The sequence below is a fragment of the Methylococcus geothermalis genome (assembly GCF_012769535.1).
Classification (GTDB): domain Bacteria; phylum Pseudomonadota; class Gammaproteobacteria; order Methylococcales; family Methylococcaceae; genus Methylococcus; species Methylococcus geothermalis.
Genome location: NZ_CP046565.1, coordinates 2,503,659 through 2,517,103 on the forward strand (window position 1 = coordinate 2,503,659; position 13,445 = coordinate 2,517,103).

Below are 13,445 nucleotides of genomic sequence, written 5' to 3' on the forward strand. Positions count from 1 at the left end.
AGTCGTGGCGGAGTGCCTGCCGATACGCTAAAGCATGGCCGATGCAGCGTGCGCCGCCCCCAGCAGGGCCGGTTGGGGATGGACGGCCACCCTCACCCGCAGTCCGCCGAGCAGGGAGGAAAGCCTCCCTTTTGCGGTCAATCCGGCCATGAACTTCCCCGACTGCAGGACGGGCAGGATTTTGGGCGCAATGCCCCCGCCGACGATCACGCCGCCGAGCGCAAGCGACTTGAGGGCCAGATTCCCGGCCTCCGCCCCGTAGATCGCGGCGAACGAATCGAGCACCGCACAGCAAAGCGCGTCGCGCCGCTTCAGAGCCCATTCGGCGATGATCGGCGCGCGGTCGGGCGCGCGGGCCAGCGCCGCGTGCAGCGCCTCGCTTTCCGGAGCCACGCCGGCATGGCGAAGATAGTCGTAGAGGTTGGCCAGCCCCGATCCGGACAGTATCCGCTCATAGCTGACGTGCCCGCCAAAGCGGTCGCGCAGAAATGCCAGCAGCCCCTCTTCCAGCGGCCCGTTGGGTGCGAAATCGCTATGCCCGCCCTCGGTCGGCACTGCATGGTAACGCTCGCCGTCCCAGTAAAGGATCGCCTCCCCCAGCCCCGTCCCTGCTGCAATCACTGCGATGTTTCCGGGCTGCTGACGGGCGGCCTGGGCGTTCAAGTCGACCCAGTCGCCTTCGCCCAGCCGGTAGGCCATGCCCAGGGCCATGGCCTGGACGTCGTTCAGCAGGCGCACCTCGCTCACGCCGGTCGCCACCGCCAGCTCCCGCTCGGACAAGACCCACGGCAGATTGGTGATTTCGCAGCGGCCGCCGCTCACGGGGCCTGGAACCCCGAAACAGGCGACTTCGGGCTTCCCTCCGTTCTGCCTCTGCAGGAAGTCCGCCACGACCGCCTCCAGCGAGGCGTATTCCGCGCTCGCGAAAATCGCCTCGCTCAGGCTGACCAGCCTGTCGCCCCAGCAGTCGAACAGCCCCAGGACCGTCTTGGTCGCGCCGATGTCACCCGCCAGCAGCACCTTCTTCGCCCCGCCCAACGGATCAGTCCCCGGCGTAGTCGTGCACGGACTGAACGCTGTCGCCCGGTCCGAAACCGACGACGCTGTAGGCGTCCTTGCGTCCGCCCGTTTCCATCCCCGGCGTACCGGCCGGCATACCGGGCACGCTCAATCCGAGGAGCGGCGCCTTGGCATCCAGCAGCTTGCGGATATCCGCCGCCGGCACATGGCCCTCAATCCGGTAGCCGCCGATCACCGCCGTATGGCAGGAGGCCAGGTTCTCCGGCACGCCCAGCTCGCGCTTGACCGCCGCCATGTCGTCCTTGACGATGTCCTTGACGGCGAAACCGCTCGCCTGGATGTGTTCTACCCACCTCTTGCAACAGCCGCAGGTCGGGCTGCGGTAGACCGTTGCCTCGACCGGCGCCGGCTTTTCCTTGGCGGACAAAGGATAGGCGACACACAGTGCCAGCCCCCAAAATATCGTTCTGCGCATGGGAACCTCGATGTTTGGTTCATGGATCAGTCGCCGCCGTGCAAGGTGGCGACGATGGAGCGGGCGCCACCGTGCGTCCGGTGTTCGCCCAGGTAAATTCCCTGCCAGGTCCCCAAGGCCAGCCGGCCCTCCCGCACCGGAACGATCACGCTGCTGCCGACCAGAATGGCCTTGATGTGCGCCGGCATGTCGTCGTCCCCTTCCAGGGTATGGCGGTAATACGGCGCACCTTCGGGCACGTGGGCCTGGAGATGGGATTCGAGATCGCGCCGCACGTCGGCGTCGGCATTCTCGTTGATGGTCAGGGAAGCGGAAGTGTGCTGGATGAAGAAATGGGCGAGGCCCTGGCGAATCCGCTTGAGTTCGGGCAGGTGCTCCAGGAGTTCCGAGGTGATCAGATGAAATCCCCGTGAGCGAGGCCTGAGAACGATCGTTTTCTGAAACCACATGAAAGCGCTACCGCCGCCCGGAACGCCGACTAATCTATCACAGGGCGGGCGGAAGTGCCGCAAGGGCGCCACGCGGCCGGGTCGGGCCGGTGGCCCCCCAAGCTCCGGAGCCGGAAACCGCTGCCAGCCTTATCGTTGCAAATCGACGGTCAGCAGCAAACGCCGGGGCATTTGACCCAGTCCACGCGGGAAATCCAACACCTGTCTCGCTTTCGGGCTGGTGATGGCGACGGCGTAGGGCGGCACCAGATCGGGGGATGCCGCGACGCGATACATCCCGTCGAAACCGTCCTTCTCCGCCTCTCCCAGCGCCATATCGAAGCGCCTGGACTTCGGGGCACCTCCGTAAACGCAGGCCAGTTGCAACCCGCCGGTTTCTTCTTCGATCGCGCCGGCATCCAGGATGCGGAGGCGCAGGACCGCATATTCGGTCCGGTGCCAATCGCACCAGCGGCAGGTCAGCTGGGTGACGTCCCACACCCACGCCCGGTAGCCGGGAATATCCTGGGCCCAGGAAAGCAGGGAGCGGAAGTCGAAGTTTTCGAAATCGATGCTGTGCGTCACATCGAGCCGCACCATCTGCCGCAGCACGGTATCGACGAAACCGCCCATCACCGCCTCGGGCTCGCGGTGACACACCCGCAGGTCCACGCCAAGCTTGCTCTCGCGAAACAACTCGCCCGGATCTTCGGCTATCGCCGCCACCAGATCCGTATCACCTTGTGCGATGACTCTCGCCAATGCCGCCATGTCTTGCCTCCACTGAACTGGAACCGCTCGCGCGCGTATCTTTTTCCAAGCAAGGTTCAATCCAACCCGAAAGCAAGCATAGCCGGCGACTATGACAACAGGTATTCCCTGGCGATGAAACGGCGTGTTTTCGGAACCGCCCCTAGGGGGCCGAAACCCGGTGAAGCTCCAGATCGGCGCGGTCCGGATGGCCGAAGGTCAGCACCGGCACTCCGTGCTTGGATGCGAGTACCGTCTCGCCGTCCTGCTTGATCACGGCGCTCACCCGGTAATGCCGGTCCTCCGCGACCACCCGCCGGTCGAACGAAATTTCAAAGGGAACCGGCGAGGAGCCGGGCCAGGTATCCTCCGCCATGCCGACCAGGACCGGCCGGACGTCATGGCGGGTGACGTCTTCCAGCCTGACGACCAGTTCCGCATTCGGATGGAGCTCGACCCGGTCGCGCCAGCTCACCGTGCCGGTGACCTTGGCGAAATGGGGGTTGGTTTCGTCGCTATGAAACAGGCTGCATGCGGAGAGGAACAGCGGCGCAGCCAATGCGAAAGCCGGGAATTTCATCGGGACTCCTTGAATGGGAAAGAAAAAAGCGATCAGCTGACCTGCCGCGCAACGGTATGCCTGAAGCGGGCCAGAGCCAGCAGAAAAAACAGCGCGCCGATGCCGGCCATGATCAGGAATTGCGGCCAGACGGCGGCGAAACCCGCACCGCGGTAAAGCACGGCCTGCGCGATCTTGACATAATGCGTCGAGGCGAAAAACGCCATCACCCGCTGGATCGGTTCCGGCATGCTGTCCAGAGGAACGGTATTGCCGGACAGCGTGGTGATCGGAAACACCACCAGGATGCACAACAGCCCGAGTTGGGGCATCGAACGGGCCACCGTGGCGAGGAAGATGCCGATCGCCGTGGAAGTGAACAGATACAGCGCCGTGGCGGCCAGGAACAAGGGCAGCGATCCCGCCAGCGGCACGTCGAGCACGCCTTCCACGACCAGGGTCAATGACAGGCCGACCGCGACGACGACCACCAGGCCGTTGGCCCAGATCTTCGCGCACACGATCTCGAAGGGGCCGAGCGGCAGGGTCAGCAGGTGCTCGACCGTGCCACGCTCCCGCTCCCGCATCAGCGCAGCACCGGAGGTGATGATGGAGAGCAGGTTGACCACGTTGATCAGGACCATCACCGAGACGAACCAGCGGTCCTGGGCGTTGGGATTGTACAGAGTGCGTACCGCCAGGCTGACGCCGGCGTCCGCGGGAGCCACCCCGTTCCTGCCGAAACCGCCGACCTCTTCGCGGATGATCCGTTCGATGTAGCCGGCGCCGATACCAGCCTGGCTCATCGCCGTAGCATCGACGTTGACCTGGATTTCCGGCTGTCTTCCGGCCAGAAAATCGGCCTGGAAACGGGGGGGGATGTCGATCACGAAGGCGTAGCGTCCGGCATCGAGCACGCTGTCCACCTGGTCCATCGGCAGCGGATCGGGCGGGAGGAAATAAGGCTGCGGCAGGGCGGTGACGATCTGCCTGGACAACTCGGAGCGGTCCTCGTCCACCACCGCCACCGCGCCGTTCCTAAGTTCCAGTAAGCCGCGGCTGGCCGGGATGTAGATCATCACGGTAAATCCATAGACGATCAGAACCAGCATGGCCAGGTCGCGGCGGAGGCTCGCCAGCTCCTTCAGCCCCAGCCGAAAGATCGTGCGTAGACGCTTCCCTTTCTTCATCACGGCATTCCGATCGGAAACTCGGCCGGGCGGGGGGAAGCCTCATTCACATAAGGATGGTGTGGTTTTTCCGTCTGGTCCATAATTGACATACGATTGACGCCGTGTTTCCCCTTAGGAACACCATGCGGCGCATCGTTCACACATTGACCACAACTATATCAGGAGGACCGATGGACCTTTCCGTTATCGCAATCGCAGTGGGCCTGCTGGCCTATGTGCTCTATGCCGTCTATTCGTCGCCCGCCGCCGGGAAAGCGGCGGCTTCCTCGCCCACCAGCGCGGCGGAAACCGCCATGCCCGACGAACCTCCGATCCCGGCACAAGCCGTAGCAGCGCAGGAGGAAATCGCCGCCGCCGAGGAACCGGAACCGGCGGCCGCCGATACCGGTGAAACCGTGATGTCGCTGGAAACGGAAGCCGCCGCAGAAGCCACAGCGGGCTGAACGATCATCACGCCGTCGGGCGGAACCGTCACCGCCCGACCGGCTCAACGTCCCCGGGTGGGAAGCAGCATGAGGCTGAGCCCCAGATAGCCCAGCACGAAGGCCAGCAGCGCCGCGTGATTGAGGTAGAGTTCGGGGAAGCCCAGAGCCTTGGTGAACACCCCGACGCTGATGGTCAAGAACCAGGAGGTCGGAAATCCGTAGCCCATCACGGCCGCGGCACCGGTCTGCGAAGCCGCCGGCGCCAGGAATCCGGAAAAATTGATGGCGGGCACGATGGACAGCAGGAACGCCGCGAACAGGGCAGCGATCTGCGAGCGCGTGAACGCCGAAATCAACAGTCCCCAGCCGGTGGTCCCGGCAACGGCCAGCACGGCCCCCAGCAACAGAGCCCACAGGTCCCCTTTCACCGGCACGCCGAACAGCCACAGCGCCAGCGCAATCAGGGACAGCGCGTTGACCAGCCCGACCACGACGTAGGGAAGCTGTTTGCCCAGCAGGAACTCCAGACGGGTCGAAGGCGTGGCATACAGATTGGTGATCGAACCCATCTCTTTTTCCCGAACCACGCTGACCGCGGTCAATATCGGCGGGATCACCGCCAGCATCACCGCGATCACGCCCGGCACCAGGGCGTAGACGCTCTTCATATCCGGGTTGTAGCGGAAACGGGTTTCCACCCGCAACGGCGCGGTCAGACCCCGGGTTCCGCTTTCGTCGATCAAATCGCTGCGGAAACGGGCGTGCACGGCCTCCACATACCCTTGCACCGTGTTGGCGCGGAACGGGATGCTGCCGTCGATGCGGATGCCCACTTCGGCCCGACGCCCTGCCTTGAGGTCGCGCCCGAACCCCGGGGGAATCTCCACGGCGAAATTGAGCTGGCCCCGCGCCATTTGCCGCAAAAGGTCCTCGTCGTCGCTCAGCGGCGCCCGTTCCTCGAAATAGCGCGAATGGGCGAAATGCTCCAGATAGCGCCGGCTTTCCGGCGTCCGGTCGTAGTCGAGGGCGGCGTAAGGCAGATGCTCGACGTCCAGCGAAATCCCGTAGCCCATGACCACCATCAGCAGCATCGGCCCGATCAGCGCAAATGCCAGGCGGATCGGGTCGCGGACCAGTTCCATGGTCTCGCGCCAGACATAGGCCTTGAAACGGCGGGCGCTGAACCAGGGGCTGGCGGCGGGCACCGATGCATCGGCGGCCGGGGCGAACGAAGCCGCCCCGGCTTCGACCACCGTGGAAGCGCTCTCGCGCTCCAGGCAGGCGATGAAGGCGTCCTCCAGCGACGCCACCCCCGCTTCCCTCACCAGATCGGCCGGCGCGCCCTGGGCGAGCACCCGCCCTGCATGCATCAGGGAAATGCGATCGCAGCGCGCCGCTTCGTTCATGAAATGAGTCGAGATGAAGATGGTCACCCCCTTGTCGCGCGACAGCTCGGCCAGGATTTCCCAGAAACGGTCGCGGGCGACCGGATCGACGCCCGAGGTCGGCTCATCCAGGATCAACAGCTCCGGCTCGTGCACCAACGCCACTGCCAGCGACAACCGCTGGCGGATGCCGAGCGGCAGCGACTCCGCCAAGGCATCCAAATGCGCCGTCAGGTCCATGCGGGACACCAGCGCCCCGATCCTGGCTTCGATCGTGGAAGGCGGTAAACCGAAGATGTGGGCATGCAGTTCCAGGTTCTGTCTGACCGTCAACTCGGTGTAGAGCGAAAACCCCTGCGACATGAAGCCGATGCGGCGACGCATGGCCGAGTTGCCCGACGCCACCGGCTGGCCGAATAGCGAGGCCGAGCCGGCGCTGGCCGGTAGGAGCCCGGTGAGCATCTTCATCGTCGTGGTCTTCCCGCAGCCGTTCGAGCCGAGGAAGCCGAAGATTTCGCCGCGCTCGATCCGGAAGCTCACGCCGTCCACGGCCAGGAAATCGCCGAAGCGACGGGTCAGCCCACTGGCCTCGATCGCCGCCTCGCCGCGGCCATTCCGGCGCGGCGGGATCGACAGAGCCGCATGTCCCCGCCTCTTGTCCGGCGGCAGCAAGGCGACGTAGGCCGACTCCATGTCGGCTGCTCCGGTGCGGTCCAGCAGTTCCGCCGCGGTCCCAGTCGCCAGGATACGCCCGGCATCCATGGCGACGAGGCGGTCGAAGCGCGCGGCCTCTTCCATGTAGGCGGTGGCGACGAGGACGCTCATGCCGGAGCGCTCCTCCCGGAGCATGTCGATCAGCTCCCAGAACTGCCGCCGCGACAACGGATCGACCCCCGTGGTCGGCTCGTCCAGGATCAACAAGTCCGGCTCGTGCAGCAAGGCGCAGCAGAGACCGAGCTTCTGCTTCATCCCGCCGGAGAGCTTCCCGGCCGGACGGTCGCGGAAGGGCGCGAGCCCCACCGCCGCCAGCAGGCGCTCGATCCGCCGGCGCCGCTCGTCTGCGCCGAATCCGAACAGCCGGCCGAAAAACTCCGCGTTCTCCCACACCGAAAGCGTCGCGTACAGGTTGTGCCCCAGGCCCTGCGGCATGTAGGCGATGCGGTAGCACAAGCGCCGGTGAGCCTTCGGATCGGCGATGTCCTCGCCGAACACCTCGATACGCCCCGCTTGGACTTCTCGGACTCCCGCGATCAGGCCCAGCAGGGTCGACTTCCCCACCCCGTCCGGACCGACGAAGCCGATCAGCCTGCCGGCAGGTAATGCCAGCGAGATACCGGCCAGCGCTTCGACCCTGCCATAGCGGTGGCGGCACGCCTCGACCCGGACGACGGCGCTCATTGCGGCAAGGGCGGCCAGGACGCCTCCGGCGAAAGCTTGACGTAAGCCACGCCGGGCATGCCGGGCTTGACCAGGCCGCGATGGGCGCGGAGGAATTCCGGATCGACCTGAGCCTTCAGGCGGAACATCAGCTTCTGCCGCTCGCTCGAAGTCTCCACCTGCTTGGGCGTGAACTGGGCCTTGGGGGAAACGAACACCAACCGCGCCGGGAGCGGCAGCTCGGGCAGGGCGTCCAGCACGATGCGCGCCTCGCCGCCGATCGCCGCCTGCCCGGCTTCGGCCTCGCCGAGGTAAAGAATCATGTAGACGTCGTTCAGATCGACGAGGGTCAGCGCCTTGCCGCCTTTGGGCAGCACCTCGCCCGGCTCCGACAGCTTGTACAGGACCCTGGCCTCCTTGGGGGCCAGGAGCACGCCTTCCCGTACCACGGATTCGAGCCGGCGCCTTTCGGCAGCGACGGCATCGATCCCCGCTTCCGCCTCGCCAATCCGCGACTGGGCCGCATCGAGCCGAGCCACGGCGTTGCTCAGCTCGGCGCGATCGTGATCCAGTTTCTCGGCCGAAACCGCCGCCTGTTCGACCAGGCGGGACGAACGCCTGAAGATTTTCTGCGCCAGTTCCAGATCGTGCCGGGCCACCCGCAGCATGTGGCCGGCATAGTCGAGCGACTCCCGCGCCCGCCGCAGCTCCGCGTCGATGTTTTGCAACTGGGCCTGCTCCTCGCTGGTATCGATGCGGACCAGCGGCTGCCCCGGAGCGACGTCGTCGCCTTCGTACACCAGCACATCCGTGATACGCCCGCCGTATTTGGCGCCCACGTCGATCTCGGTGGCCTCCAGCCGGCCGTTGCCGCGAGCGATGCCGGGAGGAAGCGCGCGGGCATGGCGGTCGCGCCATACGCCGAGACCAACGGCACCGGCGACCAGGCATACTGCGACCAGTGCAATGACAGCTTTGTTCACGCGGAACCGTCCGATTTCGCCAGCGCCAGCTTTAGGTCCGCCATGGCGGAACGCGTCCTCTTTCGTCCATCATCCTTCGGCAAGGACATCCTCATCCACAGCTGTGCCTTCAAAGCCGGCCTGGCCGAATCCCTCGCCATCGGTCATCACCCTTTCCGCAAAATCGATCATAGCGTCGATATAAAACTGCCTTTCGCGCAACGGCGCATCATCGCCCTCAGACATCGACGGCCTCCCGCTCGATGAAAGACCAAAGTGCCGGGCGCAACGCTTTTTCGGTCACCGGGTCCACCGCCCCCCGCAGATCATCCAGATAGAACCGCACTCCAGCAATGCTCCGAGGTCGCAGGACCGTCGAAAGCGATTTGCCCTGTCGAGCCGAACAACGCCAGAATGCGCGACCCCGAACCGGCGAACCGGTTCGTCGTCATGTCGAGCAAGACTCTGCATGGCGAAAGATCGGTTCATGCCCAATTCGGGAAATGAGGGGCAACGGCGTCATGATGCCACTTCACGGAGCCTTCCGGGATGACCAGTGCAGTCTCTCCGGTTCAATACCGGATCTCGACCTCCGCCGGTGCGGCCTCGATCCTCAGCTCGGCGGCGGCCAAACCGGAGACGTCGGCGCCGTTCACCTTCGCCGCCTTGATCGGCCTCCCCGTCGGCGGGCGTATGCGGATGCCTCCCGGGGGCACGGCCAAGCCCCCGGCGATGTGAAGCTTCAGGGTATCCGCGCCTTCCGCGCGCAAACCGTAATCGAGCAGGCCGTAGGCAGTCGGCAGACGGCGGACGCCGACTTCGGCGTTCGCCGCATTGTACAGCCATTCGGCGGGGATTCCGGCGGCCAGCACCAGCGAATCGTCGCCATCGTCCTCGTAGGCGAAGCAACTGCGCAGCGACCGGATGAACTCGGCGCCGATCCAGGAATGCGGCATGTCGCCGATGAAGCGCGGCGCCTCGGGATGGCGCCAGACCACCTCGGCCCATTGGCGCCAGCCTTGCGGCCGCTGGTCGCGCAGCAGGACGCGCAGCACTTCCCAGGCGTCCTCGCGCCGGCCCAGCCGCACCAGCGCCTCGGCGATGCGCACCTCGTAGGGGGTATAGCCGTCGTCGCCGTTGCTGTCGCGGCGCTTGCGGAAATGCGCGAGATAGTCGTCGAAGGTCTTGGCCAGCGCGGCCTGCGGCAGGCGGCTGGCTTCGCCTGCGATCGACACCATGATGGCGACGGCATTGGGGTCGATGTCGCCCAGGTCGGCCGAGGCCGGGATGTAGTCGATGCCCTTGCGAACCAGGGTGGCTTGCAGCGCGGCATGAAGGTGGTCACCGAATTCCGCCCGCATGCTGCTCCAGCTCTCCGCGTGGGCCTGGTCGCCCAAGGCTTTCGCCAACATCACCGCGTCTCGGATGCCACGCAGAGTCCAGAAGTCGTCCCAGAACGCATGCACCGGCTGCGAGGCATAGCCTTCGTGGCTGATCGAAGCCGGCATCAGGCCGTAGAACGCCTTGCCTTCGCCGCTGAGGTAGCTCTCCGTCATCCGCTGGTGCCTGAGTGCGTCGATGTACCGCAGGGTGCCGATGACGTGCGGCCACAGCGTCCGCACGACAGCGAGGTCGCGGGTATAGCGGTAGTACTCGGCCAGGGTGTAGACGAATTCGCCGTGGCTGTCGTTCTCCGGCACGCTGTCCGGACCGCGGCTGTCGACGCAGCAGGGAATGGCGCCGTCCGCAGTCTGGAAGCGGGCATACCATTCGATGAAGCGCTTCACCTCCTCCCCGCGTCCCAGCATGAGCAGGGCCGAGGACATCAGGGCGCCATCGCGGATCCAGGTGCGGGCATAGGTCCTGGAGCCCGGCTGCAGCGCGGCGCCATCGCGGTTGACCAGGATATAGGCCAGATTGGCCCGGAGGCTCTCCACCAGGCCCGGTTCGGATTCCGGCAGCAGAAAATCAGGCCCGGCCAGCGCCTTCCGCCAGTAGCCGACGGCTTCCTGCCACAGGCGGGCTCCCAGGGTCTCAGCTTCGGCCTTCAGCGCCGCTTCGACGGCGTTTGACGAACCGGCCTTATGTTCCGGCACGGCGATGAAGACCTCCCGTGCCGCACCCGGCGCCAGCTCGAGGTCGAACGCCCAGGCCCCCGAGGCATAGCCGGCGGCATCGGAAACCGCGGTGCGCGGCGGTAGGCGGGATTCACCCATGAAATCGGTGATGTCCCCCTGGTCGAAACCGGTGGCGCCGAAGCCATCCGGGGGGTTCACCGCCACCAGCGCGTCGGCGCCGTCCACTTTGAGGACGCGGCCGGCAGCCTCGATCCGGTGGATCGGACTCACTCCGCCCTTCATGTTGAGCGACTGCCAGGGCGGATTGACCTGGAACGGACGCACCGCCAGGTAAAGCCTGAGTTGGCGGACCCCCGCGGACCGGTTTTCCACCCGATAGCGGGCGAGCAGCACCGGAGCGTTGCCCACGGTCCCGGCAAAGCCCGTCACCCTGAGATTCAGATCGCCGGCGTTGCGTTCGACCGACGGCAAGGGTAGATCGCCCTGTTCCAGCGACTGCGAGATCCGCCCCTCGTTCCAGCCCAGCAGCCGGCCTTCGGCGTACAGGAACGGCTCCACCGTGAAACCGCCGCGTGCCGTCTCCAGCGCGCCATCCATCCCCAAAAGGCCCTTGCGGTGCCCGCCATTGGCACCGACCAGGGTCCAGTACATCTGCTCGCCCTGGAAATAGCGAGGGTAAGCGCCACGCGGCTCGTTGCGGGCGATGTGCTCGAACAAGCGGTTGGGCGAGGCGGCGAAATCGGGCGGCTTCACCGTGAGTTCGCGGAGCGCGTAGCCCTTGCCGCAAGCGCTCTTGCGCAGATCCAGCCGGAGGTAGCGCGATTCGGTCTCCGGCAGCGGCAGGTAGTCGCGCCGGCCGTTGCCCTCCGCCACCCGGTAAACGTTGCGCCAACGCCGACCGTCGTCCGAAACCTCGACCGCATAGTCCCGCGCATGGCAATCCCCGTCCCAATCGAGAACCAGGCCGCCGTATTCGCGGCGCTGGCCGAAATCGAGCCGGAACCACTGGCGGGCCGGTTTGGATGCACTGCGCCAGACGGTCTGCGCCTGCCCGTCCAGCGCCTGCTCCGCCGGGTCCCCGCCAGTGGCGGAAGACGCCGAAATCCGAGGCTTAGCGCGGTAATCCACCACCGCATCCAGCCGTTCGAAGCGGAGGTCGTCCAGCCACAATGTCCCCTTGCCGCCGGCCGCCGCGGACAGCGCGAACTCGATGCCGCCCAGCGCCAGCAGCGGCGCACCGCCGGAACGCCCCCAGGCGAACTCGATGGCCGACTTGCGGATCGACTGGCGCTGCCAGTCGGCGGGGAACCCCGTGGCTTGGCGCCGGTGCCACCACACGTTCTGCGCCCCGGCGTCCAGCAGCTTGAACTCCAGGGTGTTGGCCGGCCCCGCGCCCTTGGCGCGGAAGCTGAAGGCATAGTTCTCCGGCAAGGGCAACTCGAAACGCTTGCGCAGGATGACGTAGCCGGCGCCTCCGGCGAATTCGAAGTCCAGCCGCAACCCCTTGCCCTTGAAACCCTGGTCCTGTTTCAGCTCGAAGCGGGTGCCGGGCGAGCCTTCCGCCGTCCATCCCGACAACGCTTCGAAATCATCGAGAATCCGCCGATCTTCTGACCTCGCGCCAGCGGACCCGGCAAAACCGCTGGCCAAGATCAAGAGACTTTGCAAAGCAAACCGCCAAATACCAGACATAGAATCTTCCCGACCAAACTTCATCCCGAACTCCGACAACCCGCATCCTGGCAAGCGGCTTCTTATTTCAGGCGCATGCAATTGGCGTAATAAGTCACGGTTGCCGGCCAGTCGGAGAAAATGCCCAGGATGCCCAGACCGGCATGCCTGGTGTTCTTCGCGTACTCGCGACACCATGATTCGGATAGTGGCACGCTCGGCGCCTCGGGGAGACGAAGACCGCCGGCTGTGGGTGGTGAACGGACGCCGTGTGCGCGACTATCCCTTGACGCTGCCCCGCATCAAACCGCCGATGTAGTAACGCTGCACCGCCAGAAACAGGAGGGTCACCGGCAGCACCGTAAGGACCGCGCCCGCCATCATCAGCTCCGTGTCCACCGCGTGCTCGCCCATGAGGTTGGCCAGCGCCACCGGGAGGGTATGAAGACGGCTGTCGGTCAGAACGATCAGAGGCCATAGAAAATCGTTCCAGCTCCCCAGGAAGGTGAAGACCGCAAGAGTGATCAGAATCGGCCGGCACAGCGGCAAGATCAGCGACCAGAAGATGCGCAGCTCCCCTGCCCCGTCCAGCCTCGCCGCATCGAGCAAGCTCTGCGGAAGCGACAGCGCATACTGCCGCACCAGGAAGATTCCGAAGATGCTGGCCAGCCCCGGAACGATCACCCCCGCATAGGTATTGATCAGGCCCAGATACTTCAGCAGCAGGAACAAGGGCAGCATGGCGACCTGCCCCGGGATGACCATGGCCGCCAGCAGCGTCCGGAACAGCGCATCCCGCCCCGCGAACGGCAGGCGGGCGAAGGCATAGCCGGCCGCGGCGTTGACCAGCACCGACAGCGCGGTGACCGAGGCGGCCAACGCCAAGCTGTTCAGCGCATACCGCCCCACTGCCAGCCGGTCGAACAACGCCCGGTAATGCTCCAGCGTCGGCGTATGGGTCCACAGCGGGGGCGGGTAACGCATGGCTTCGGCCCCTGGCATCAATGACACCGAAACCATCCAGACCAGCGGAAACAGCGTCGCCGCGGCCGCCGTCAGCAGGACGAGATACAACCCCGCCGAGGACAAACGCATCAGGATACTCCGGAAGGGTGCGGCACG

At 65.7% G+C, this 13,445-nt stretch carries 12 protein-coding genes; 1 reads left to right on the forward strand and 11 read right to left on the reverse strand.

From position 1 onward, the window contains the following. Positions 1-27 precede the first annotated feature (27 nt). From glk to GNH96_RS11655, 6 genes are all read right to left on the reverse strand, one after another. Positions 28-1,038: a glucokinase gene (gene glk / locus GNH96_RS11630; RefSeq protein WP_228719836.1), complete on the reverse strand. Its 1,011-nt coding sequence runs from the start codon at positions 1,036-1,038 to the stop codon at positions 28-30. Positions 1,039-1,042: 4 nt separating this feature from the next. Beyond that, positions 1,043-1,495, reverse strand: a complete 453-nt coding sequence (locus tag GNH96_RS11635) for a DUF411 domain-containing protein (RefSeq protein ID WP_169603831.1) — start codon at positions 1,493-1,495, stop codon at positions 1,043-1,045. A 26-nt stretch (positions 1,496-1,521) separates the two neighbouring features. Beyond that, a complete protein-coding gene (locus tag GNH96_RS11640) occupies positions 1,522-1,944 on the reverse strand; it encodes a secondary thiamine-phosphate synthase enzyme YjbQ (protein ID WP_169603832.1) in 423 nt (140 codons plus the stop codon). A 129-nt stretch (positions 1,945-2,073) separates the two neighbouring features. Then, the gene (locus GNH96_RS11645) at positions 2,074-2,694 is read right to left on the reverse strand and encodes a DUF1826 domain-containing protein (protein ID WP_169603833.1); all 621 of its coding nucleotides are present in this window, start codon (positions 2,692-2,694) and stop codon (positions 2,074-2,076) included. Between the two features lie 142 nt (positions 2,695-2,836). After that, a complete protein-coding gene (locus GNH96_RS11650; RefSeq protein WP_169603834.1) occupies positions 2,837-3,253 on the reverse strand; it encodes a YbaY family lipoprotein in 417 nt (138 codons plus the stop codon). Positions 3,254-3,285: 32 nt separating this feature from the next. After that, positions 3,286-4,422: an ABC transporter permease gene (locus GNH96_RS11655; RefSeq protein ID WP_169603835.1), complete on the reverse strand. Its 1,137-nt coding sequence runs from the start codon at positions 4,420-4,422 to the stop codon at positions 3,286-3,288. Between the two features lie 173 nt (positions 4,423-4,595). On the opposite strand from GNH96_RS11655, the gene GNH96_RS11660 reads away from it, so the two are divergent. Beyond that, positions 4,596-4,868 (forward strand): hypothetical protein, encoded by a 273-nt coding sequence (locus GNH96_RS11660; protein ID WP_169603836.1) that lies wholly within the window; start codon positions 4,596-4,598, stop codon positions 4,866-4,868. Positions 4,869-4,912: 44 nt separating this feature from the next. Here the strand turns inward: GNH96_RS11660 and rbbA are convergent, their stop codons facing one another. The 5 genes from rbbA to GNH96_RS11690 form a co-directional block, all read right to left on the reverse strand. Beyond that, a complete protein-coding gene (rbbA, locus tag GNH96_RS11665) occupies positions 4,913-7,633 on the reverse strand; it encodes a ribosome-associated ATPase/putative transporter RbbA (RefSeq protein ID WP_169603837.1) in 2,721 nt (906 codons plus the stop codon). Beyond that, positions 7,630-8,595: an HlyD family secretion protein gene (locus tag GNH96_RS11670; protein WP_169603838.1), complete on the reverse strand. Its 966-nt coding sequence runs from the start codon at positions 8,593-8,595 to the stop codon at positions 7,630-7,632. Before GNH96_RS11670 ends, rbbA begins: the two co-directional genes overlap by 4 nt. A 69-nt stretch (positions 8,596-8,664) precedes the next feature. Beyond that, a complete protein-coding gene (locus GNH96_RS11675) occupies positions 8,665-8,820 on the reverse strand; it encodes a hypothetical protein (RefSeq protein WP_169603839.1) in 156 nt (51 codons plus the stop codon). 326 nt (positions 8,821-9,146) lie between these two features. Beyond that, the gene (locus GNH96_RS11685) at positions 9,147-12,230 is read right to left on the reverse strand and encodes a discoidin domain-containing protein (protein WP_228719837.1); all 3,084 of its coding nucleotides are present in this window, start codon (positions 12,228-12,230) and stop codon (positions 9,147-9,149) included. A gap of 372 nt (positions 12,231-12,602) precedes the next feature. Further along, on the reverse strand, positions 12,603-13,418 hold the full coding sequence (locus GNH96_RS11690) for a carbohydrate ABC transporter permease (RefSeq protein WP_169603841.1): 816 nt from the start codon (positions 13,416-13,418) through the stop codon (positions 12,603-12,605). Between the last annotated feature and the right edge of the window lie 27 nt (positions 13,419-13,445).

Bases quoted from the DNA above. Each gene is read 5' to 3' on its own strand.
- GNH96_RS11635 (WP_169603831.1), bottom strand. From the start codon at position 1,495: ATGCGCAGAACGATATTTTGGGGGCTGGCACTGTGTGTCGCCTATCCT.
- GNH96_RS11640 (WP_169603832.1), bottom strand. From the start codon at position 1,944: ATGTGGTTTCAGAAAACGATCGTTCTCAGGCCTCGCTCACGGGGATTT.
- GNH96_RS11645 (WP_169603833.1), bottom strand. From the start codon at position 2,694: ATGGCGGCATTGGCGAGAGTCATCGCACAAGGTGATACGGATCTGGTG.
- GNH96_RS11650 (WP_169603834.1), bottom strand. From the start codon at position 3,253: ATGAAATTCCCGGCTTTCGCATTGGCTGCGCCGCTGTTCCTCTCCGCA.
- GNH96_RS11655 (WP_169603835.1), bottom strand. From the start codon at position 4,422: ATGAAGAAAGGGAAGCGTCTACGCACGATCTTTCGGCTGGGGCTGAAG.
- GNH96_RS11660 (WP_169603836.1), top strand. From the start codon at position 4,596: ATGGACCTTTCCGTTATCGCAATCGCAGTGGGCCTGCTGGCCTATGTG.
- rbbA (WP_169603837.1), bottom strand. From the start codon at position 7,633: ATGAGCGCCGTCGTCCGGGTCGAGGCGTGCCGCCACCGCTATGGCAGG.
- GNH96_RS11675 (WP_169603839.1), bottom strand. From the start codon at position 8,820: ATGTCTGAGGGCGATGATGCGCCGTTGCGCGAAAGGCAGTTTTATATC.
- GNH96_RS11690 (WP_169603841.1), bottom strand. From the start codon at position 13,418: ATGCGTTTGTCCTCGGCGGGGTTGTATCTCGTCCTGCTGACGGCGGCC.